We start from the raw sequence: 21,519 nt of genomic DNA on the forward strand, positions 1-21,519 counted from the left end.
GGCGGCGAGAAAAGACGGCACCGCCTACGATGGCGTGCCATGTCCGCCAAGGAAGACCTCGTCATTGCACGGCCCGAGGGCCTGTACTGCCCGCCCGGCGATTTCTATATCGACCCGTGGCGGCCGGTGGCGCGCGCCGTCATCACGCATGCGCATTCCGACCACGCCCGCGCCGGCCACACGCACTACCTGGCCCATACCGACAGCGCCGGCACCTTGCGCACGCGGCTCGGTGCCGACATCAACCTGCAGACGCTGCCTTACGGCGAAACCATCGAGCACCACGGCGTGCGCGTGTCGCTGCATCCGGCCGGCCATGTGCTGGGCTCGGCGCAGGTGCGGCTCGAGCACGGCGGCCGCGTGTGGGTGGCCTCGGGCGACTACAAGACCGAGCCCGACGGCACCTGCACGCCCTTCGAGCCCGTGCCTTGCGACACCTTCATCACCGAGTCGACCTTCGGCCTGCCGATCTACCGCTGGCCCACGCAGGCCGTGCTGTTCGCCGAGATCGATGGCTGGTGGCGCGCGAATGCCGAGGCGGGCCGTGCGTCGGTGCTGTTCTGCTATGCCTTCGGCAAGGCGCAGCGCATCCTGCATGGCGTGGACGCCAGCATCGGGCCCATCGTCGTGCATGGTGCTGTGGAGCCGCTCAATGCGGTCTACCGCGCGGCCGGCGTGGCATTGCCCGGGACCTTGCGCGTGACCGATCCGGGTGTCGATGCGGCGCGGCTCAAGCGCGCGCTGGTGCTCGCACCGCCTTCCGCGCAAGGCACGCCGTGGATGAAGCGCTTCGGCAACTACGCCGATGCCTTCGCGAGCGGCTGGATGCAGCTGCGCGGCACGCGCCGCCGACGCGGCGTGGACCGCGGCTTCGTGATGTCCGACCATGCCGACTGGCCCGGCCTTCAGCAAGCCATTGCAGGCACTGGTGCCGAGCGCGTGTTCGTCACGCATGGCAGCGTGCAGGTGATGGTGCGATGGCTCACTGAGAACGGGCTCGATGCACAGGGCTTCAAGACCGAGTACGGCGATGAAGACGACCAGGAAACTCCCGCCCCCGGAGGGTTGGGGAGGGGGCCGGCGGCGCTCGATGGAGATGCCGAGAGCCCCCATCCCAGCCTTCCCCCGGAGGGGGAAGGAGCGAAGCCATGAAGGACTTCGCCGCGCTTTATCGCGATCTCGACGCGAGCACGTCGAGCCTTGCCAAGCAGGCGGCGCTGCAGCGCTACCTGCGCGATGCCACGCCGGCCGATGCCGCGTGGGCCGTCTATTTCCTGGCCGGCGGCAAGCCGCGCCAGCTCGTGCCCACCAAGCTGCTGCGCCTGCTCGCGCAGGAGGCGGCTGGCCTGCCCGAATGGCTGTTCGACGAAAGCTACGACGCCGTCGGCGACCTTGCCGAGACCATCGCATTGCTGTTGCCGCCACCGAGTGAAACGCACGATCTCGGGCTTGCCGGTTGGGTCGAGCAGCACTTGCTGCCCCTGCGCGATGCCGCGAAGACATCGCCCGACCTGCTTGCCGAACGGCTGCGCGTGCAGTGGCAACAGCTCGCGGCCGAAGAGCGGCTGGTGTACTTCAAGCTCATCACCGGCGCTTTTCGCGTGGGCGTGTCGAAGCTGCAGGTGACGCAGGCGCTCGCGGCCATCGGCGGCGTTGACGCCAAGCGTGTCGCGCAACGGCTCATGGGCTACACGCACATCGGTGCGCGGCCGCGGCCCGATGACTACAGCGCGCTCATCGCGCCGGAGTCGGGCGCCGAGCAGGTGCAGAAGACCAGCGGGCAGCCCTATCCGTTCTTTCTCGCGCACCCCTTCAACATTCCGCTCGAACAGTTCGATGCGGTGCTGGGGTCGTCGGCCGACTGGATCGTCGAGTGGAAGTGGGACGGCATCCGCGCGCAACTGGTCAAGCGCGCAGGTGTCGTGTGGGTGTGGTCGCGTGGCGAAGAGCTGGTGACCGAGCGCTTCCCCGAACTCGCCGTGCTCGGCGAGGCGCTGCCCGACGGCACGGTGCTCGACGGCGAGATCGTCGTGTGGCGCAGCGACGAGAACTCGCCGGAGGACGCAAGCGAAGGCAAGGTGCAGCCCTTCGCCGAGCTGCAGAAGCGCATCGGCCGCAAGACGCTCGGCGCCAAGTTGCTGCGCGACATCCCGGTGGTGCTGCTGGCCTACGACATCCTCGAATGGGAAGGGCGCGACCTGCGCGCGCAGCCGCAGTCGCAGCGGCGCGTGCTGCTCGATGAACTGGTCACGCGCATGCGGCACCCTTCGTTGTTGCCGAGCCCGATGCTCACCGGCACCGGCTGGGCAGACCTCGCACATCAGCGCGAAGCCGCGCGCACGATGGGCGTCGAAGGGATGATGCTCAAGCGCCGCGACGCGCAGTACGGCGTGGGCCGCACCAAGGACGTGGGCGTGTGGTGGAAGTGGAAGATCGATCCGCTGAGCATCGACGCGGTGCTGATCTACGCCCAGCGCGGCCATGGCCGCAGGGCGAGCCTTTTCAGCGACTACACCTTCGCTGTGTGGGACGGCCCGCCCGGGCAGGAAGATCGCAAGCTCGTTCCCTTCGCCAAGGCCTACTCGGGCCTGACCGATTCCGAGATGGCACGCGTGGACGCGATCATCCGCAAGACCACCATCGAGAGCTTCGGGCCGGTGAAAAGCGTGAAACCGACGCTGGTGTTCGAGCTGGGTTTCGAAGGCATCGCGCGCAGCACGCGGCACAAGAGCGGCATCGCGGTGCGCTTTCCGCGCATGCTGCGGTGGCGGGAGGACAAGCCGGTGGATGAGGCGGATGCCTTGGAGACATTGGTCGCGCTATTGCCTGCAGAGCCTTTCACTGACCGGACGCAGTTGAGTTAATTTATAACTGCTTTGAAAAGAATTTGATTTTTATAACCAAAGGATGAGCGCCCTATTCTTTTGCTCCAGTGCCTAAAATTCGATCAATCGCATCCACGATGTTGATGACGGTGGACTGTATGCTTTCTATTTCAAGCATAAATAAATCCAACTTTGAGACCATGGAACGCTTTGCTAGATTTATATCTTTGCTAATGCGCGGGAGGGCGTCTGCGGATTCTCTCATGCCTCGCATACCTGATTTTGCAAAATTTGAAGTCTCAACTAAAGATTGCAATGTTTGCCTTAACGCCGAAAGATCATTGACGTCGGACTCGGATTTTTCGAAGTCAGCCCTTAAGGCAAGTGCGTTGGTTAATGCGTCAAACGCAATTTTGCGCGACGCTGAAATTACACTAATTCGACTGTTGAGTGTGTCGGCATAACTACTCATGTCATCTGCCGATCGCTTAATAAAGCGCCGAGCAGATCCGGCATTTACGATCTGCGTTTTTAATTCGTCAGTCCGTTGGCTTAGTTGTTCTCCTACACGCTCTGTTGCTTCATTTATCGTGTCGAGCGCTTGGGTCATTTCCGATAGTTTGCTATCGTAAATCTCCAAATAGTCAATGTATCCAAAGTCATCTTCGGGAAGAAGGCTCGAAATGGGCAATGATGAATCGATTGAAAGTGAATTGCTTAATTGCGTTTGCGTCGAAAATTTCTGAGCAATCGCTGAAAGATGGCCTCTCAAGGAAGATTCGAAACCAGCCTCATCCTCGAATTCGAAGTACAGACCACCTTTATCAGAGAGCGATTTCTTGAACTGCTGAACTCGCAGAAGTTGTTGCGTGTCAATTTTCGAAGGTGCTATTGGCGCATCTTTGAAATAGAGCATGATTTCTGGTGATTTTGTTTGCTTCCATCGCGCGTATGCTTGATCGAACTCTTCGATGGTCCCGGAGTCTGCCCGCGGGGTTGGCGTACCTAAGCGTCCCCAGAAAATTCCAATGAAGACATCATAAGCGCCAATTTGTTCATTTATGGCGGCTTGTGGGTCGCTTGAAAACGAGGGGTGAACATTGGTTTCCCATTTGACGAGTTCAAATGTGATTCCGAGACTTTGACTCCAAATTAAATTTAATTGAGTAATAACGGATTCAAGAATATCTCGCTCATTAGCCACGTCGCCCGGTGAAGCTACAAATATTTGAATGGCGGTGGTTTGACGTGGCATTTGCTTTCCTTGAGTGTGGTGATTTAACTCTTTGGCCGTGCGAAAAATCAAGCGGCCGTGAAGTGAATTGCGCTGAGTAGTAAACAGCAAACTTTACAGTGCTTGACCATGCCGTTCTCAGTTTCTGCTTGGTTTCGATCGCGACACTGGAAGCCCTTTCACTTTCAACGTGAAGTATGGAAGGCCATCGGTGAAGGTAAATCTGGCCTACTGCATGCCACCACCGGCGCGGGCAAAACCTATGCGGTGTGGTTGGGCGCATTGCTGACTTTCTCCAGAGCCCGCAAGCCGAGTGCTCCCAGCCTGACACCGATGCCGCTCACAGTGCTCTGGCTCACGCCCATGCGCGCCCTGGCTGCCGACACCTTGCGCGCACTGCAGCAGCCACTCGAAGCCCTCGGCGCCGACGTGCACCCGTGGAGCGCCGGCGCCCGCAGCGGCGACACCTCATCAGCCGAACGCAGCGCACAGAACACGCGGCTGCCCACAGTGCTCGTCACCACCCCCGAAAGCCTCTCGCTGCTGCTCGCCCGCGCCGATGCACGCGAGGTGCTCGGCCATGTGCAGATGGCCGTAGTCGATGAATGGCATGAGCTGCTCGGCAACAAGCGCGGCGTGCAGGTGCAGCTCGCGCTGGCGCGGCTCAAGCGCTGGAATGCCGATCTCGCGATCTGGGGCATGTCGGCCACGCTCGGCAACCTGCAGGAGGCGATGCACGCACTGCTGGGCCATGAAGATGGCGTGCTCGTGCAGGGCCAGGTGCCCAAGAAACTGGTCATCGATTCGTTGCTCCCGGGCCTTGCCGAGCGCTTTCCGTGGGGCGGCCACTTGGGTCTCACGATGCTGCCGCAGGTGCTCGGGGAGATCGCCGCGAGCAAGACCACGCTGGTCTTCACCAACACGCGCTCGCAAGCCGAGATCTGGTATCAGGCCATGCTGGAGGCGCGGCCCGAGTGGGCGGGCCTTATCGCGCTGCACCATGGCTCGCTCGACCGCGAGGTGCGCGAATGGGTCGAGCTGGGTCTGAAGAGTGGCGAACTCAAGGCAGTGGTCTGCACATCGAGCCTGGACCTCGGCGTCGACTTTTTGCCGGTCGAGCGCGTGCTGCAGATCGGCTCGCCCAAGGGCGTGGCGCGGCTGCTGCAGCGCGCGGGCCGTTCGGGCCATGCGCCGGGGCGGCCGTCGCGCATCACGCTCGTGCCCACGCACAGCATCGAGATGGTCGAAGGCTCGGCCGCGCGCACGGCCATCGCGGCGGGCCACATCGAGGCGCGCCATTCGCCTGATCAGCCGCTCGACGTGCTGGTGCAGCACCTCGTGACGGTGGCGCTTGGCGGCGGTTTCGTGCCCGACGCGCTGTACGACGAAGTGCGCGGCACGGCGGCCTATGAAGGCCTTTCGCGCGAGAGCTGGCAGTGGTGCCTCGACTTCGTGTCGCAGGGCGGCCCGTCGCTTGCGGCCTACCCCGACTACAAGCGCGCCGTGCCCGACGCGGACGGCGCGTGGCGCGTGCCCGATGCGCGGCTCGCGCGGCGGCATCGCATGAACATCGGCACCATCGTGAGCGATGCCAGCATGTCGGTGCAGTACCTCGGCGGCTCGAAGATCGGCAATGTCGAAGAGAGCTTTGTCGCGCGCATGAAGCCCGGCGACTGCTTTCTGTTCGGCGGCCGGCTGCTCGAACTCGTGCGCATCCACGACATGACGGCCTGGGTGCGGCGCACCTCCGGCAAGCGGCCGGCGGTGCCGCGCTGGGGCGGCGGGCGCATGCCGCTGTCGAACACGCTGGCCGATGCGGTGGTGCAGCAGCTCGCGCTGGCCGGCGAAGGCCGGTACGACTCGCCCGAGCTGCAATGCGTGCGGCCGTTGCTTGAAATCCAGCAGCAGTGGTCGGCGCTGCCGACGCCGCAGACGCTACTGGCCGAAACGCTGAGCACGCGCGAGGGCTCGCACCTGTTCCTGTATCCGTTCGCGGGTCGGCATGTGCATCTGGGTCTGGCGAGCTTGCTGGCCTGGCGCATCGCGCAGCACGAGGCGCGCACCTTCTCGATCGCGGTCAATGACTATGGCTTCGAGCTGCTGAGCGCGACCGAGGTCGACTGGCCCACGCTGCTGCCGCAGGTGCTGCGTTTGCCAGAAGGCGAGGGCGACGAAGCCCATGCGGTGTTGCTGCACGAAGTGCTGGCCTCGCTCAATGCGGGCGAACTCGCGCAGCGGCGCTTTCGCGAGATCGCCCGCGTGTCGGGGCTGATCTTCCAGGGCTATCCGGGCGAGAAGCGAAGCAGCAAGCAGCTGCAGGCGTCGTCTTCGCTGTTCTGGGAGGTGTTTCGCAAGTACGACCCGGACAACAGGCTGCTGCAGCAGGCCGAGCAGGAGCTGCTGGCGCAGGAGCTGGAGATCGGGCGCCTGCGCGCGAGCCTTTCGCGCATGGCCACGCAGCAACTGGTGCTGAAGCCGCTCGCGCGGCCGACGCCGTTTTCGTTTCCGCTGATGGTCGAGCTGTTCCGCGAGAAGCTGTCGAACGAGAACGTGGCCGACCGCATCGCGCGCATGGTCGAGCAACTGGAGAAGGCGGCGGGCGGCGTGGTCACTGCCGGAGGGGTGGAGCGCGTGAAAGGCACGCTGGCCTTCGGGCAGGAAGGGCCGGGAAAGCCGGCGAAGTCATCGGGCACCCGGCGCGAGCGGCGGCGGCCTTCGAGGCCGCTGCCGCCGCTATGAAGCGTGGCCGACAAGGCGTGAAGAAACCGTAGCGAGCGCGCCGAGCTTGCATCGAGGACCGGAGCCGTACTTCTGTACGGTGAGGACCGCAGGTGCGAGATCGGGGCGCGCAGCAGGTTGATTCGCGCCTTGTCAGCCGGCGCCGTGCGCCTTCACCCACCGCACGATGTCCGCCGCGCCCATCGCGCCGGCTTGCCGTGCCACCTCGCGGCCACCACGGAACAGCGCCAGCGTCGGGATGCTGCGGATGTCGAAGCGCGCGCCGAGCGCCGGCACGGCCTCGGTGTCGACCTTGGCCAGCCGCACATGCGGTTCGAGCTGGGCCGCGGCCTGTTCGTAGCCCGACGCCATCTGGCGGCAGGGGCCGCACCAGGGTGCCCAGAAATCGACCAGCACCGGGATCTCGTTGCGCGCGATGTGGCGGTCGAAGGTGGCTTCGTCCGGCAGCGCGGTCGAGTGGCCGACGAACAGCGGGCGGTGGCAACTGCCGCAGTCGGGCGCGCTGCCCAGTTGCGCCGCGCGCACGCGGTTGGTCGTGTGGCAGTGCGGGCAGACGATGTGCAGCGGGGGCGATTCGGTCATGCGCAAGAACTGGGGGCCACCGGGGCCAATTGCAAGCCGGTCGCCAGCACCTGCGCCTTTTGCGACACTGCCAGCCCGTGACTTCCCCGCAATCTTCCGCGTCGCTGCTCCCGGTCCATTGGGCTGGCGAGCTGCTGCAGCTGCTGCCCGAGCGCGCGCTCTGGTGGCCCGGCGCGCGCGTGCTGTTCGTGGCCGACCTGCATCTGGGCAAGGCAGCCACCTACCGGGCGCTGGGCCAGCCGGTGCCGGGCGGCACCACGCTGGAGAACCTGTCTCGGCTCGACGCGCTGATCGCGCGGCATGTGCCGCAGCGCCTCGTGTTCCTGGGCGACTTCCTGCACGCGGCGCAGGCGCGCACCGTGCTCGCCACCGTGGAAGACTGGCGCGCGCGGCATGCGGGCATCGCGATGACGCTGGTGCGCGGCAACCACGACAGCCGCGCGGGCGATCCGCCGGAGACGCTGGACATCAACGTGGTCGACGAGCCTTTTCTGCTGGGGCCCTTTGCCTGTTGCCACCATCCGCAATCGCATGCGACGCATTTCGTGCTCGCGGGGCATCTGCATCCGGCTTGCAAGCTCTACGGGCGCGGGCATGACAGCATGCGCCTGCCTTGCTTCGTGAGCGATGCGCGGCAGGCCGTGCTGCCGGCCTTTGGCGAATTCACGGGGGGATTGGTGATGGCGTCGGCGCCGGGACGGCGTTTCTATGCGGTGGGTGGTTCGACCGTGTGGGCGCTGCCGGTGGCCGATTGACTCTTGCCCCTTCCCCCTCTGGGGGAAGGCTGGGATGGGGGCAGGCAGAACGCCCGATGGCTACGCCGCTTGCCCCCACCCCGACCCTCCCCCGGAAGGGGAGGGAGAAAGACACAAGACAAGGCTCAGAGCACCACGGGCTCGTCGGGCAATTCGTTCACGTTGACGTCGTTCTCGCCCAGCGGAAAGTGCTCGACCAGCAGGGCTGAAATCTCTTCCAGCGCCTGCGTGAGCCCATCCTCGAAGCGCCCCTCGCGAAACGCCGCGCCCATGCGCTGCGTCATCGCGGCCCATTCGGCCTCACCCACGCGCGCGTGGATGCCACGGTCCGCCACGATCTCGATCGCGTGTTCGGCCAGCAGCAGGTAGATCAGCACGCCGTTGTTGTGTGCCGTGTCCCACACGCGCAGCTTGCCGAACAGCATCACGGCGCGTTCCCGCGCGGGTGCATGGCGCCACAGGTACGACATCGGCAGGCCGGCTTCGATGCACAGGCGGATCTCGCCGCTGTGCCGGCGCTCGCTCGCGGCCACGCGGCCCCCGAGGCGTTGCAGCGCATCGGCCGGCAGCGCATGGCGAACGGCGGCCTCGTCGATCCAGCGATGGCGCCAGATGCGGCCGAGCTTTGAAAACAGCGTTGCGTCGCTTGCCATGTTCACCAACCTCCGGAGGCACCGCCGCCGCCGAAATTGCCACCGCCGCCGGAGCTGAAACCGCCCCCGCCGCCACCTCGGCCGCCGCCCCAACCTCCGCCGCCGCCACCGCCCCAGCCACCACCACCGCCACCAAGCCTGCCGGTGCCGACGACGAAAGAGGCCACCAGCGCGATCAGCCCGGCAATCGCCGCGATGACCAGGCTGGTCGTGAGAAAGAAGGCCACCACGCCGATGCCGCCGCCCATGACGAGCGCGCCCAGTTTCTGGCCCAGCACCGCGCGCACGATGGGCGCGCCGACGAAGACGCCGACGAACAGGAAGATGGCGAGGTTTTCCCAGTCGAAGCCGCCGTTGCCGCTGCCGGCATTGCCCGTGTCGCGCGAAGGCTCTGGCAGCGGCTCGCCATCGACGAGTCCGATGAGCCGGTCCACCGCCGCATTCAGCCCGCCCGCAAAGTCGTTGTTGCGAAAGCGCGGCTTCATCTCTTCATCGATGATGCGCACCGCCGCCAGGTCGGGCACCGCGCCTTCGAGGGTCTTGGCGGTTGCGATGCGCATCTGGCGGTCGTTCTTCGCCACCACCACCAGCAGGCCGTCGCCCACGCCCTTGCGGCCGATCTTCCAGGCGTCGCCCACGCGCTGGGTGAAGCTGGCGATGTCTTCGGGCTGCGTCGTCGGCACCATCAGCACCACGATCTGCGAACCCTTGCGCTGCTCGAACGCGGCGAGCTTGGTTTCGAGGCCGTTGCGCTGTGCGCCGTCGAGCGTGCCGGTCTGGTCGATCACCCGCGCCGTGAGCGCGGGCACCGGCACCAGGCCCTGTTGTTGCGCCAGCGCCGGCAGGCTGGCCCAGGCGATGACTGTCAGGAAGACCGCGGCCAGCGCGCGACGGAGCATCAGCAGTGCAGCAGCCATGGCCATCGGGCGCGGCTTACTTCTTCGGTGCGCTGAAATCGACCGTGGGCGGCGTGGAAATCTGCGCCTCGTTCTGCACCGAGAAGTTGGGCTTCGGTGCGTAGCTGAAGATCTTGGCCGTGATGTTGGTCGGGAAGCTGCGCGCGAGCACGTTGTACTCCTGCACGCTTTCGATGTAGCGGTTGCGCGCCACGGTGATGCGGTTCTCGGTGCCTTCGAGCGTCACGCGCAGATCGCGGAAGGCCTGGTTGGCCTTCAGGTCGGGGTAGCGTTCCGACACCGCCATCAGCCGCGACAGTGCCGACGAGAGCTCGCCCTGCGCCTGCTGGAATTTCTGAAAAGCCTCGGGGTTGTTGAGCGTCTCGGGCGTCACCTGGATCGAGGTGGCCTTGGCACGCGCCTCGATCACCTTGGTGAGCGTGTCCTGCTCGAAGCTGGCCTCGCCCTTCACGGTGGCGACGATGTTGGGCACGAGGTCGGCGCGCCGCTGGTACTGGTTGAGCACCTCGCTCCAGGCCGATTTGCTGGCCTCGTCAAGTGCCTGGAACTGGTTGTAGCCGCAGCCGCTCAGGGACACGACCGCCACGAGAATCAAGAGCCAGCGCTTCATCATCATTTGCATTACCTCCGCTAGAAGAGCCGGAAGTTAGCATAGATGGCTCTATGTCCCTCGATCCTCTACAGGCCCTGCAGGCAGCGAACCGCGCGCCGCCGCCCGTCGCCGCAACCACCGACGGCACGCTGCTCATTGCCGGTGCGACCGGCGCCCTGGGCCAGGAGTTGCTGCGCCGGCTGGCGGGCAGCCACCGCTTCGCCCATGCCCGCGTGCTGGCACGCGAGCCGATCCGCGACGGGCTGCGTGGCGTCGAGACCTACCTGAGCCCCGGCCTGCCGATCGCGCAATGGCCGCTGACCTCGGCCGACACGGCGGTCATCGCCTTCGACCCGCCGCGCATGTACCACGAGCGCGAGCGCGCGCTGTGGGTGCCCGCGCCGTCCGACCTGCCGGAACTCTCGCGCTGGCTGCGTGCCTGCGGCGTGCGCACGCTGGCCATCGTGCAGCCGCACGACCAGGGCCGGCTGCCCGAGGCGCTCAAGCGCGGGCTCGCGAGCCTGGACGAACAGGCGGTGGTGGCGAACGGCTTCGAACGCGTGATCCTCGTGCGCTCGGCGCGCAAGCCGGCGAATGCGAAGTTCGCGAACCCGGCCGAGCGGCTGGCCGCGTGGATGCTGTCCGTCGTGCGCTTCATGGTGCCGAGCAGCGAGCAGCCGGTGCGCGCGTCGAAGGTGGCCGAGCTGCTCGACTTGGCCTTGCGCATCGCGCCCGAAGGCGTGCACGTGGCGGCGCCCGAACTGGTGTGGCAGGCCTCGCAGGGCGGCGAGATGCAAGCGGTCGCGCAGCGCTGGCTGGGTTTGCCGGGTTAGTTTCTCAGCCGCGCCACTGGCGCAGCAACTCCGCCGAATCGAGCACCAGCCCGAGGTGCAGCGACACCATCGCCAGCGCCGCGCCTTCCAGATGCGCATCGGTGCCGCGCACCAGGTCGCGCAACACGATCACGCGGTAGTTGTGGTTGTTGGCATCGAAGGCGGTGTTGAGCACGCAGCAGTCGGTAAAGCCGCCATCGAGCACCACGGTCTGGATGCGCTGGTTGCGCAGCAGAAAGTCGAGGTCGGTCGGGTAGAAGGCCGACAGCCGGCGCTTGTTTTCCACGCGCATGTCGCCGGGCTCCACGCGCGTGACCCATTCGGTCCAGCGCGAGCCTTCGAGGGCGTGCGCATCGGCGTTCGGGATCGCGCCCACATGCAGCGGGAAGGTGCGGCGCCAGGCGGCCGGAATGCCTTGGGTGTCGTCCACGCCACCGGGCCGCAGCACCGACTTGATGTGCACGATGCGCACGCCCAGTGCGCGTGCTTCGTCATGGAAGCTGTCGATGGGCGCCACCACGTCCCGTGCGCGCGGCGCGGGGCAGGGGCAATCGGGGTCGTCGTCCAGATGGCCGCGATGCATGTCGATCGACAGCACTGCGGTGGTGGCCGGATCGAGGTAGTCGGCAAACTGCGCGTCGTCGAGCGCGCGTTCTTCGCCATAGACCCAGGCCTTCATCGCCGCTCCTCCCGCACATAAGGTTGGCCCAGCGCGCCGGGCTCTTCGTCGGCACCGCGCCGCGAGAGCGCGACCCAGACCATCACGCCCAGCGTCACAACGTAGGGCGTCATCATCACGAAGTACTGCGGCAACTGCACGCCGGCCGCCGCCAGTTGCGGAATGAGCGCCTCGATGCAACCGAACAGCAATGCACCGACCAGTGCTTTCCACGGCGACCAGCGCGCGAAGATCACGAGGCCCACCGCGATCCAGCCGCGCCCGCCGGTCATGCCTGCGATCCACAGCTTGGTGCTGACCACCGAGATGTACGCACCCGCCAGCCCCACCAATGCCGAGCCCGCGAGCACGGCCGCAAAACGCCATGCCGCGACGCGGATGCCGGCCGCGTCGGCCGCCTGCGGGTTCTCGCCCACGGCGCGCAGCCGCAGGCCGGTGGAGGTGCGCGTGAAGAACCACGCCACCGCGCCGAAGATCGGCAGCGTGAGCCACACCATCGCGTTCTGCTCGAACAACCTGCCCACGCCCGGCAGCAGCGACAACGGCCACAGCGCCATCGTGCCGATGCCTTCGGTGGTGTGGTTGGTCCAGTCGGCCATCGAGCCGACCAGCGCAGTGAGCCCCTGGCAGAAGAACACCAGCGCGAGCCCGGCGATCACCTGGTTCACGCGCAGCCAGATCACCATGATCGCGAACAGCACCGAGACGAGGCTGGCCGCGAGCATCGCCAGCACCAGCGACACCGCCGGCTGGCCGAGCGCCAGTTGCGCGCCGATGCCGGCCAGTGCGCCGACCAGCATCAACCCTTCGGCGCCGAGCGAGAGCACGCCCGCGCGCTCGCAGATGATGAGACCGAGCGCCGCCAGTGCATAAGGCACCGCGAAGTCGGGCGTGCTCGCGAGCCAGTTGAGGATGACACCGCCGCTCATGCCGCTGCCTCCCCGCCCACGCGGCGCAGCCGGTGGCGCATGAAGAAGTCGCTCGATGCCACGCACACCACGATCACGGCCTGTATCAGCTGCACCATCGAGAACGGCACCTGGTAGAACACCTGCAGGCTGCGCCCGGTGACGAACAGCGCCGCCACCAGCAGTGCCACCACGGTGGCCGCCAATGGGTTGTTGCGCGCAAGGAAGGCAATGAGGATGCCCGAGAAGCCATAGCCCTGGTAGAAGGCCTGCGTGAGCCGCCCTTCCTGCCCCGCCGCCACCGCGAAGCCCGCGAGACCAGCCATTGCACCCGACAGCAGCACCGCGCCATAGATGGTGCGGCGCACTGGCACGCCGTTGGCATGCGCCACGCGCGGGTTGGCATCGACAAAGCGCAGGTACAGCCCCGCGCGGCTCACGCCCACCAGCCACCACGCCAGCAGCGCCACGATGCCCGCGAGCAGGATCGCGCTGCCCACGCCGGCGCCCAGTTCGGGCAGCCGCTCGAAGGCGCGGAACTGCGGCGAGTACGGAAAGTTGTCCTTCGGGTCCTTCCAGCTGCCATAGACCAGATGCAGCAGGAAGTTGGCCGCCATGTAGTTGAGCATCAGCGTCGAGATGATCTCGTTCACGCCCAGCTTCAGCTTGAGCCACGCGGGCCCCAGCACCCAAAGCAGGCCGCAGCCCACGGCCGCCACGAACATCAGCGGAAGGCGCAGGTTCTCGGGGCCGATCTGCCACATCGAGATGGCGGTCGCGCCGATGGCGCCCCAGACCATCTGGCCTTCCAGGCCCAGGTTCCAGAAGCGCGCGCGGAACGCGATGGAGCCCGCCAAGCCGACCAGGATCATCGGCGCGGCCTGGAACAGCACGGCGCGAAAGTTCTGGCCGTCGAGAAAGGTCTGCACCACGAACTCGTTGGCGAGTTCATCGGCCGGCACACCGGCGGCCACGAGGATCGCGGCGGAGATCACGAAGCCGACTCCCAGCGCCGCCGCGAGGATCAGCGCCTGCCAGCGCCATGCCATGTGCTGGCGGATTTCCAGCGCGTAGCGGCGGCCGGCGAGCGGTTGTGCCGTTCGTGCGCCTTGATGCGTTGCCGGCTTTGATGGGGAAGGGTGTGCCATGTCGGCGGCCAGCGATGCGTCAGCCATGGTCCACCATCGCCTGTCCGATGGCCTGGCGGTCGGCCGGTTGCGCGAACTCGCCTGCGATGCGGCCACGCGTCATCACGCCCACGCGATCGGCCAGCTGCAGCACTTCGTCGAGGTCTTCGCTGATGAGCAGCACCGCAGCGCCACCGTCGCGCGCGGCGCGCAGCCGCGCATGCACCTCGGCGCTCGCGCGCACGTCGAGCCCGCGGCTGGGGCTGTGCGCCAGTACCAGCGTCGGCGACTTGCCGAACTCGCGCGCCAGCACCAGCTTCTGCGCATTGCCACCCGACAGCAGCGCGGCCTTCTGCGCCACCGAGCGCACGCCTTGCACGTCGAAGGCGCGCACGGCCTCTTGCGTGTCGCTCTGGATGCGGCCACGGCGCAGATGCCACACCGGGCCATAGCGCCCGCTGTGCACGCGGCCGATAGCGTAGTTCTCGGCCACCGAGAGGCCGCCCGCGAGCGCGAGCCCGTAGCGGTCGGCCGGAATCGCGGCAATGCCGAGCCCGCGCCGCGCTGATGCGGGCATCGCCTTGAGATCGCCATGCCCTTCGAGCCGGATCTCCCCCTCGGTCGCTTCGCTCGGCAGTCCCATGATGGCGCCGGCCAGTTCGCCCTGGCCATTGCCGCCCACACCGGCAAGGCCATAGATTTCGCCCGCGTGCAGTTCGAGGTCGACACCGTCGAGCACGCGCCGTCCTTGCGGCGAAGCGGGCGAGCGCAGCCCGCGCACCGTGAGGCGCACCGGGCCGCGTGCCACCTTCGCGGGCTGATAGCCCGATGCCGAAATGGACTCGCCCACGGTCAGCTTCACGAGTTCGGTCACTGACGTCGCACCCGGCTCCAGCGTGGCCACCGTGCGTCCACCGCGCATCACCGTCACGCGGTCGGCATAGGTCTTCACGTCGGCCATCTTGTGCGTGACCAGGACCACGGCAGCACCCGCGCGCGCCAGCCCCTGCACGGTCTGCAGCAGGCGCGCGGCTTCCTGGTCGGTCAGCACGGCCGTGGGCTCGTCGAGGATCAGGATGCGCGCGCCCGCCAGCAGCACCTTGAGGATTTCCACGCGCTGCTGTTCGGCGATGGAGAGGGCGTCGATGCGCTTGGCCGGATCGATCTCGAAGCCCAGCTCCGAGGCCTTGTTGCGGATGTCGCGTTCGATCTCGCGCAGCCGCTCGCCGTGGCTCTGGAACTCGGCCGGCGGCGGCGCGGTGAGCAGGATGTTCTGCGCCACCGTGAACGGCCGAACCAGCTTGAAATGCTGGTGGACCATGCCGATGCGATGCCGCGCCGCATCGCGCGGCCCGGTGAAGCGCACCGCGTTGTCGTCCACCAGCAGTTGCCCCGCCTCCGGCGCATAGAGCCCGGCCGCGATGTTCATCAGCGACGACTTGCCCGCGCCGTTCTCGCCGAGCAGGGCGTGCACCTCGCCCCAGCGCGCGGCGAAGTGGGCGTCGGTCAATGCCGCGAAGCCGTCGAAGGACTTGCGGATGCCGGTGAGTTCGAGCGCGTTGGGCATGGTGCTTTCGGCTGGCTGCTTACTTCTGCGTGACCACGCCCTTGACGAACCAGTCCATCTTCCAGAGGTCGGCGTCCGACAGCACCGCGCCCTTGGCCACGCGCTCCTTGCCGTCGCGGTCGGCCAGCGGGCCGGCGTAGATCTGCTTGCCCTTGAGGATCGCCTCGCGCTCCGCCGTGATCTGTGCGGCCTTGTCCTTGGGCACGGCGGGGCCGAAGCCCGCGATGTCGGTGCCGCCGTCCTTCATCTCGATGAAGGCGCCGTAGGGGGCGGGCTTCCAGTTGCCGGCCATGACCTTCTTCAGTTCGGGCGTGAGAAAGCGGTCCCACACCCACACCGACGAGCACAGCGTGGCCTTGGGCGCGAACTGGCGCAGGTCGCGGTGGTGGCCGGTGCCGTACACGCCGCGCTCCTGCGCCACGATCTGCGGCGTCGGGCTGTCGACGTGCTGGCCGATCACGTCGGCGCCCTGGTCGATCAGCGCGGCGGCTGCTGCGCGTTCCTTGATGGGGTCGTTCCACGCGCCGGTGTAGATCACGTTGACGGTGGCGTTGGGGTTCATCTTCTGCGCACCGAGCGCGAAGGCATTGATGGTCCAGTTCACCACGCCGAAGGGGTTGGCCGCGACGAAGCCGAGCTTGCCCGTCTTCGATGCCGCGCCGGCCGCCATGCCGCACAGGTACTGGCTCTCGTAGGTGCGGCCGTAGAACGATTCGAGGTTGCTGCCGTTGGTGGTGCCCGAGCCGTTGAGGAAGGCCACGTCGGGGTACTTGGCGGCCAGGTCCTTGAAGCTGTCGGAATAACCGAAGGCCGTGCCGATCACGATGTTGGCGCCGCGCTGGATGAACTTCTCGGCCGCTGGCTTGATAGCCGATGCGTCTTCGGGCACGTTCTCGACGAACTGGATCTTCTGGCCGATTTCCTTTTCGATCTTCACGCGGGCTTCGTCGAAAGCCTGCGTCCAGCCGCCGTCGTTCTTCGGGCCGAAATAGAGCATCGCGATCTTGGGCTTGTCCTTGAGGGTGAAGCCGTCGGCCGCCATCGCGGGCGGCGTGATGAAGCACGCGCCGCCGGCTGCGAGCGTCAGTGCAAGGCCAAGAAAGCCGGTGGGGTGTGTGCGCAGCATGGAGCAACCTTTCATGGGAAGCAGGGGAAGGACAGACGAAGAGAAGTGGGAGTCGCCGCGCGCGTCACATCATGAAGTTGATGCGGAACACATTGCCTTCGGGGTCGAGCAGCACGGACTGGTACCAGTTGTAGTAAGTGACGTAAGGCGGCTTGATGAGCGTGGCGCCTGCTTCGAGCGCAACGGGGACCATGCGGTCGACGTGGGCCTGGCTGTCGACGTCGATGTTCAGAAGGAACTTCACGCCGCGTGTGTCGGAGAACTCGGAAAGGTGCAGCAGCTCGTAGGCGTCGAGTGCGTTGAAGCCCAGGCTCGACTTGCCGGTGTCGAGCCCTCGAAAGATGGGCGAGCGGATCGCCTCGATCTCGGGGAAGCCGAAGACGCGCTGGTAGAAGCCGCTGAGCGCGACCACGTCTTTGGCGAAGACGTTGACGTAGGAGAGGTGGGCCATGCCGGTCTTGACAGTCCTGAGGGCTAAGCCGCGACCTTGGTGCCGCCGAAGGTCGTCTGCTTGACGAACTTCGAGGTGAGGTGATCGCCGGAAGAAATGGGCGCGTACTTGGGCTGCTCGCCGGGTGCGAGACAACTTGGAAGGCACTCGACCATCGCGTCGTAGTTGGGCTGGTGAAAGAACACCAGCGACTGCCTGCGGTTGGTGCTCGCCACCTCGAACGGCGGGTTGATCACGCGGTGCAGCGTCGACACCCACTGGTCGTTGGTCCACTGCATCATCAGGTCGGCGATGTTGACGACCAGGCCGCCTTCGACCTGCGGCACATCGACCCATTGGCCGGCCTTGTTGAACACCTGCAGGCCCTTGTCGTCGGGCAGCACGATGGTGAGGCTGCCGTAGTCGCTGTGCGCGCCTGCGCGCAGCTGGCCGGGCAGCGGTTGCTCGCGCTGCGGCGGATAGCTCAGCACGCGGAACATGCTGATGTGCCTGTCGATCTTGTCGTCGAAGAAGGTCTCGGGCAGCGAAAGGCCGAGCGCGAAGATGCGCATCAGCGAGCGCGAGAGATCGCTCATGGCCTCGAAGTAGCCTTCGTAGGCTTCGCGGAACCCGTCGATGGGCGGCCAGCTGTTGGGCTCGAAGTGCGGACCCGCTGCAGGGCCGCGGTGGTAGTCGTCGTCGGGCACGTTCGACGGGCCGACGGAGAACGACTCTTTCAGGTCGCCCGGTGCGGCTTCTTCGAGGCTGTACGACAGGCCCTCTTCGCCGACCGCGCTGTAGCCGCGCACCGCGTCTTCGCGCGGACGATCGACCTTGCGCTTCTCGCCCAGCGGCATGTCGAAGAACCGGCGCGACAGTGTCGACACGCGCGAGATCAGCTCCGTGGAAATGCCGTGATTGGTGATGACCAGGAAGCCGATGCTGCGGCAGGCTTCGTCGACCTTTCTCGCAACCTCCGACTTGCCTTCGGGGCTGCCGGAGAAGTAGGGCGCGAGATCGATGATGGGGACAGACAGAAGGGTCATGGGACGTTCCTTGTGCGTGGCGTGTGTACCCGTGCTCCATGCAACGTCTGTGCCAGTTGGACCAAATGGACAAATCGCTTTTGCCGCGTCAGCATGGTGCGCGGCGCAAGGCCTGCAGGCCGTTGCGGCGCAGGGCGATGCACCGTGGCCTTACAGTGGTGCGCCGTCGCGATGGGGGCTTGCAGGTATGGCCCGTGCAAGCCCGCTCTTCGCAGGCGAGTGAACGAACGAATCCGGAATCCAGAAGAAGCGAGGGAAGATGCCGAAGACCAAGGCGCTGGCCGCAGCCAGCAGCAAGACCACCACCGACAAGCCGGCGCGCAAGCGTGCGAAGCCCGCCGTGCGCAGCGCGTCGGCCGTGAACCGGCGGCTGCGCCAGATCGAGGACAAGCGCAGTGCGATCCTCGGTGCTGCGCTGGGGCTGTTCTCGCGCTTCGGATTGCATGGCACCTCGATCGACCAGGTGGCGGCGCGCGCCGACGTGTCGAAGAGCAACCTGCTTTATTACTTCGCGAACAAGGAAGAGCTGTACGTCAACGTGCTGCGCGATCTGCTCGCGCTGTGGCTCGAACCGCTGCGTGGCTTCAGCGCGGAGCAAGACCCGGCCGAGGCCATCGGCGACTACATCCGGCGCAAGCTGGTGGTATCGCGCGACCGGCCGGATGCGTCACGCTTGTTCTGTCTTGAAATGATCCAGGGTGCGCCGCTGTTGCGGGATGAACTCGATCGCGAACTGCACACGCTGGTCGAGCGAAAGTCGGAAGTCATCAAGGCGTGGATCGAAGCCGGCAAGCTGGCGCCGGTCGATCCGCATCACCTGATCTTCGCGCTGTGGGCGGTCACGCAGCACTACGCGGATTTCGGTGTGCAGGTTCAGGCGCTGACGGGGCACACGCTGGACGATGCGGCGTTCTTCGAGCAGACGGTAGAGAACGTTCAGCGCATCGTTCTTCAGGGCATCGCGCCACGCTAGGTCTTGCTCCCTCCCCTTCCGGGGGAGGGTTGGGGTGAGGGCAAGCGGCGTACCTATTGGGCGCTCTGCCTGCCCCCATCCCAGCCTTCCCCCAGAGGGGGAAGGAGCAATGCAAAAGACATCGCTTGCGGATGACCCAGGAAGGATCAGTGCTGCGGCGGCACCGCGATCTCGTGATAGCGGCGATCGAAATAGATCAACCCCTGCGCTGCCCCACCGATGGCAATGGCCACCGCTTCGCAGAACAGCACATCGTGCGTGCCCGCATGCGTGGCATGCAGCACGCGGCAGTCGAAGGACACGGCCGCATCGTCGAGCATCGGCGAGCCGGTGGTCTTGCTGCTCCAGTTGCCGGCCGCGAAGCGTTCGTCCATCGGCGTCTTGCCGCCGAACAGCGCTGACAGCGTCTGGTGCCCGGCGGACAGCACGTTCACGCACAGCACGCCATTGGCCTTGAAGGCGGGGTACACCGAGGCCGAGCGGTTCAGGCACACCAGCAGCATCGGCGGCTCGTCGGTCACGCTGCACACGGCCGAGGCCGTGAAGCCGGCGCGGCCCGCGGGGCCGTCGGTGGTGATGATGTTGACCGCCGCGCCCAGCCGCGCCATCGCATTGCGGTAGTCGGCCTTGGGCAAGCCGGGCGGCAGTCCGGTCAGGTTCGATGCGGGGGAGTGGGAGGCCATCGCGTTGAGCATGGGGTGACTTTTTCAGGCCAGCAGGCAGGCTTCGTCGAAGGGCAGCCGCGGCAGGCGGCCGAACACCTTCGACACGTCGCCGTGGCCGAGGTTGATGAGGAAGTTGGCGCTCCAGTCGGTGCCCTCGAAGAAGGCGGCATCGACCTTCGCCTTGTCGAAGCCCGACATCGGGCCGGCGTCGAGGCCCACGGCGCGCGCTGCGAGCAGCAGGTAGCCGGCCTGCAGGCTGGCATTGCGAAAGGCCGTCTCGTGCGCGGCCTCGGGGCTGCCGGTGAACCAGCTGCGCGCGTCGGCATGCGGGAACAGCGTGGGCAGCTTGTCGTAGAACTTGCGGTCCCATGCGGCGATCACCGTGACCGGCGCGTTCATGGTCTTGTCGAGGTTGCCCTTCGACAGCGCGGGCGCCAGGCGCTGCTTGCCTTCGGGCGTTCGCACGAAGACGAAGCGCGCGGGCGAGCAGTTGGCCGAGGTCGGGCCGAGGCTGGCGAGTGCGTAGACCTGCTGCAGTTGTGCGTCGGACACCGGTTCATCGGTCCAGCCGTTGTGGCTGCGCGCGCCGGTGAAAAGAAGCGACAGGGCCGCGTCGTCGAGTGTGGATGTGGTGGTCATGCGGGGACTGTGGATTGAGTGGGTGCGCTCACCCGCGAGAGAAAGTCGAGCAGGCTGCGGTTGAAGGCATCGGCCTCGGTCACGCTGTGCGCATGGCCGCCGTGTGGCATGAAGTCGAGCGTCACGTCGCGCAGGCCATCGGCCAGGCGCTGCGAGCAGGTCCAGGGCACGAGCACGTCGTCCTTGGCGGCGGCGACCAGCGTGGGGGCGGCGATGTCGGCAAGGCGTGCGTCGATGTCGAAGGCGCGCAATGCGGCGATGCGCGCGCGCATGTTGGCCTCGCCGGGGAAATGCGCGAAGGCGTGATCGACTTCATCGGCCACGCGCTGTGCATGCTCGGCGCACCATGCGGCGGGGTAGAGAAAGATCGGCTGCGCTTCCACGTAGGCACGCGGGCCGCTGGTACCCAGCAGCGTGAGCCGCGCATCGAAGCAGCGCGCCGAATGCGGGTTGGGCTTCGACCATGCGTTGATGAGCACCAGGCTGGCAATGCGCTCGGGCGCGTCGAGCGCAAGCTGCAGGCCGACGAGTCCACCGAGCGCATGGCCGGCGAAGTGGCACTGCGCGGTGTTCGTGGCGTCGAGCATGTCGATCACGTCGCGCGCCATGTCGGCAATCGCATAGGCCTCGGGCAATGCGGCGGGGCTGCGGCCCGTGCCGCGCTGGTCGTACGCAACCACGCGGTAGCCCGCGTCGACCAGCGCTCCGAGCTGCGGCTGCCAGAACCCGGCCGAGCCGCCGAGGCCGGACGACAGCAGCACGGTGGCCGCCGCATCGGACGGCCCGTGCACCTCGCAGTGCAGCGCGCTCATCGCGTTCAGGCCTTGTTTCCGATGTGGGCGATCGAGGCGATCTCGATCAGCGCATCGGGCTTCACGAGGCCGCACTGGATGCAGTAGCGCGCGGGCTTGGTGCCGGAAAAGAAGTCGGCGTACACCGCATTGATCTTCGCGTAGTCGGCCCAGTCCTTGAGCATGATCTGGTTGAAGGTCACGTCGTCCATGGTGCCGCCGGCGGCTTCGACCACGCCCTGGATGGTGGTGAGCACGTGGCGCGCCTGCGCGGCGGCATCGCCGACATGGACCACGTTGTTGTCCTTGTCGAAGGGCAGGGTGCCCGATACATAGAGCACGCCGTCGGCGAGCGTGCCGGGGACGTAAGGGGCGAGCGGCACGCCGGTGCCGGGCGGGATGATGGCTTGCTTGGGCATTCGGAAACTCCTTGAAGTG

General features: G+C 66.5%; 22 protein-coding genes. 6 read left to right on the forward strand and 16 right to left on the reverse strand.

From position 1 onward, the window contains the following. The first annotated feature begins 39 nt into the window (after positions 1–39). Both ACGLHS_RS30595 and ACGLHS_RS30600 read left to right on the forward strand, forming a co-directional pair. A complete protein-coding gene (locus ACGLHS_RS30595) occupies positions 40–1,152 on the forward strand; it encodes a ligase-associated DNA damage response exonuclease (RefSeq protein WP_394485552.1) in 1,113 nt (370 codons plus the stop codon). Continuing rightward, the gene (locus tag ACGLHS_RS30600) at positions 1,149–2,864 is read left to right on the forward strand and encodes an ATP-dependent DNA ligase (RefSeq protein ID WP_394485553.1); all 1,716 of its coding nucleotides are present in this window, start codon (positions 1,149–1,151) and stop codon (positions 2,862–2,864) included. Before ACGLHS_RS30595 ends, ACGLHS_RS30600 begins: the two co-directional genes overlap by 4 nt. Positions 2,865–2,916: 52 nt before the next feature. Here ACGLHS_RS30600 and ACGLHS_RS30605 read toward each other — a convergent pair whose 3' ends face one another. Further along, positions 2,917–4,080, reverse strand: coding sequence for a DUF4062 domain-containing protein (locus tag ACGLHS_RS30605; RefSeq protein ID WP_143012608.1), 1,164 nt, complete (start codon positions 4,078–4,080; stop codon positions 2,917–2,919). Positions 4,081–4,188: 108 nt separating this feature from the next. Between ACGLHS_RS30605 and ACGLHS_RS30610 the strand changes: the two genes are divergently transcribed. Continuing rightward, complete coding sequence (locus ACGLHS_RS30610) at positions 4,189–6,798, forward strand: ligase-associated DNA damage response DEXH box helicase (protein WP_394485666.1); 2,610 nt, start codon at positions 4,189–4,191, stop codon at positions 6,796–6,798. 132 nt (positions 6,799–6,930) lie between these two features. On the opposite strand, the gene trxC is transcribed toward ACGLHS_RS30610, so the two are convergent. After that, on the reverse strand, positions 6,931–7,380 hold the full coding sequence (gene trxC / locus ACGLHS_RS30615; RefSeq protein ID WP_394485554.1) for a thioredoxin TrxC: 450 nt from the start codon (positions 7,378–7,380) through the stop codon (positions 6,931–6,933). A gap of 104 nt (positions 7,381–7,484) precedes the next feature. Between trxC and pdeM the strand changes: the two genes are divergently transcribed. Continuing rightward, positions 7,485–8,135 (forward strand): ligase-associated DNA damage response endonuclease PdeM, encoded by a 651-nt coding sequence (pdeM, locus tag ACGLHS_RS30620; RefSeq protein ID WP_394485667.1) that lies wholly within the window; start codon positions 7,485–7,487, stop codon positions 8,133–8,135. A gap of 125 nt (positions 8,136–8,260) precedes the next feature. Here pdeM and ACGLHS_RS30625 read toward each other — a convergent pair whose 3' ends face one another. The 3 genes from ACGLHS_RS30625 to ACGLHS_RS30635 are packed head-to-tail and all read right to left on the reverse strand — an operon-like array spanning position 8,261 to position 10,321. Beyond that, on the reverse strand, positions 8,261–8,788 hold the full coding sequence (locus tag ACGLHS_RS30625; protein ID WP_394485555.1) for a TPM domain-containing protein: 528 nt from the start codon (positions 8,786–8,788) through the stop codon (positions 8,261–8,263). Between the two features lie 2 nt (positions 8,789–8,790). Beyond that, complete coding sequence (locus ACGLHS_RS30630; RefSeq protein ID WP_394485557.1) at positions 8,791–9,711, reverse strand: TPM domain-containing protein; 921 nt, start codon at positions 9,709–9,711, stop codon at positions 8,791–8,793. Positions 9,712–9,721: 10 nt separating this feature from the next. Continuing rightward, the gene (locus tag ACGLHS_RS30635; protein WP_394485558.1) at positions 9,722–10,321 is read right to left on the reverse strand and encodes a LemA family protein; all 600 of its coding nucleotides are present in this window, start codon (positions 10,319–10,321) and stop codon (positions 9,722–9,724) included. Positions 10,322–10,368: 47 nt separating this feature from the next. Between ACGLHS_RS30635 and ACGLHS_RS30640 the strand changes: the two genes are divergently transcribed. Beyond that, the gene (locus ACGLHS_RS30640) at positions 10,369–11,130 is read left to right on the forward strand and encodes a hypothetical protein (RefSeq protein ID WP_394485560.1); all 762 of its coding nucleotides are present in this window, start codon (positions 10,369–10,371) and stop codon (positions 11,128–11,130) included. A gap of 4 nt (positions 11,131–11,134) precedes the next feature. On the opposite strand, the gene ACGLHS_RS30645 is transcribed toward ACGLHS_RS30640, so the two are convergent. The 7 genes from ACGLHS_RS30645 to ACGLHS_RS30675 all read right to left on the reverse strand — a co-directional run bounded on the left by ACGLHS_RS30645 (position 11,135) and on the right by ACGLHS_RS30675 (position 18,013). Further along, complete coding sequence (locus ACGLHS_RS30645; protein ID WP_394485563.1) at positions 11,135–11,809, reverse strand: cysteine hydrolase family protein; 675 nt, start codon at positions 11,807–11,809, stop codon at positions 11,135–11,137. Beyond that, positions 11,806–12,738 (reverse strand): ABC transporter permease, encoded by a 933-nt coding sequence (locus tag ACGLHS_RS30650; protein ID WP_394485565.1) that lies wholly within the window; start codon positions 12,736–12,738, stop codon positions 11,806–11,808. The genes ACGLHS_RS30645 and ACGLHS_RS30650 overlap by 4 nt, the downstream gene beginning before the upstream one ends. Continuing rightward, positions 12,735–13,892 carry an ABC transporter permease gene (locus tag ACGLHS_RS30655; protein ID WP_394485567.1) on the reverse strand — a complete coding sequence of 386 codons (1,158 nt, stop codon included), beginning with the start codon at positions 13,890–13,892 and terminating at the stop codon, positions 12,735–12,737. Before ACGLHS_RS30655 ends, ACGLHS_RS30650 begins: the two co-directional genes overlap by 4 nt. Beyond that, positions 13,885–15,411, reverse strand: coding sequence for an ABC transporter ATP-binding protein (locus ACGLHS_RS30660; RefSeq protein WP_394485569.1), 1,527 nt, complete (start codon positions 15,409–15,411; stop codon positions 13,885–13,887). The genes ACGLHS_RS30655 and ACGLHS_RS30660 overlap by 8 nt, the downstream gene beginning before the upstream one ends. Before the next feature lie 19 nt (positions 15,412–15,430). Then, positions 15,431–16,537, reverse strand: a complete 1,107-nt coding sequence (locus ACGLHS_RS30665) for a BMP family ABC transporter substrate-binding protein (RefSeq protein ID WP_394485571.1) — start codon at positions 16,535–16,537, stop codon at positions 15,431–15,433. Positions 16,538–16,601: 64 nt separating this feature from the next. Continuing rightward, entirely contained in the window at positions 16,602–16,988 is a 387-nt protein-coding gene (locus ACGLHS_RS30670; RefSeq protein ID WP_394485573.1) for a VOC family protein, read from the reverse strand. A 23-nt stretch (positions 16,989–17,011) separates the two neighbouring features. Further along, complete coding sequence (locus tag ACGLHS_RS30675) at positions 17,012–18,013, reverse strand: isopenicillin N synthase family dioxygenase (protein WP_394485575.1); 1,002 nt, start codon at positions 18,011–18,013, stop codon at positions 17,012–17,014. A gap of 259 nt (positions 18,014–18,272) precedes the next feature. Between ACGLHS_RS30675 and rutR the strand changes: the two genes are divergently transcribed. After that, a complete protein-coding gene (rutR, locus tag ACGLHS_RS30680) occupies positions 18,273–18,986 on the forward strand; it encodes an HTH-type transcriptional regulator RutR (protein WP_394485577.1) in 714 nt (237 codons plus the stop codon). A 146-nt stretch (positions 18,987–19,132) separates the two neighbouring features. Here rutR and rutF read toward each other — a convergent pair whose 3' ends face one another. Genes rutF through rutC form a run of 4 tightly spaced genes read right to left on the reverse strand, consistent with a single transcriptional unit; the run spans position 19,133 to position 21,500 of the window. Beyond that, entirely contained in the window at positions 19,133–19,669 is a 537-nt protein-coding gene (gene rutF, locus ACGLHS_RS30685) for an NADH-dependent FMN reductase RutF (RefSeq protein WP_394485578.1), read from the reverse strand. A 24-nt stretch (positions 19,670–19,693) separates the two neighbouring features. Further along, a complete protein-coding gene (locus tag ACGLHS_RS30690; protein WP_394485580.1) occupies positions 19,694–20,290 on the reverse strand; it encodes a malonic semialdehyde reductase in 597 nt (198 codons plus the stop codon). Then, positions 20,287–21,102 carry a pyrimidine utilization protein D gene (rutD, locus tag ACGLHS_RS30695; RefSeq protein ID WP_394485582.1) on the reverse strand — a complete coding sequence of 272 codons (816 nt, stop codon included), beginning with the start codon at positions 21,100–21,102 and terminating at the stop codon, positions 20,287–20,289. Before rutD ends, ACGLHS_RS30690 begins: the two co-directional genes overlap by 4 nt. Before the next feature lie 5 nt (positions 21,103–21,107). After that, the gene (rutC, locus tag ACGLHS_RS30700; protein WP_394485584.1) at positions 21,108–21,500 is read right to left on the reverse strand and encodes a pyrimidine utilization protein C; all 393 of its coding nucleotides are present in this window, start codon (positions 21,498–21,500) and stop codon (positions 21,108–21,110) included. Positions 21,501–21,519 lie beyond the last annotated feature (19 nt).

It is taken from the genome of Variovorax sp. VaC1 (assembly GCF_043658315.1).
Classification (GTDB): domain Bacteria; phylum Pseudomonadota; class Gammaproteobacteria; order Burkholderiales; family Burkholderiaceae_C; genus Variovorax.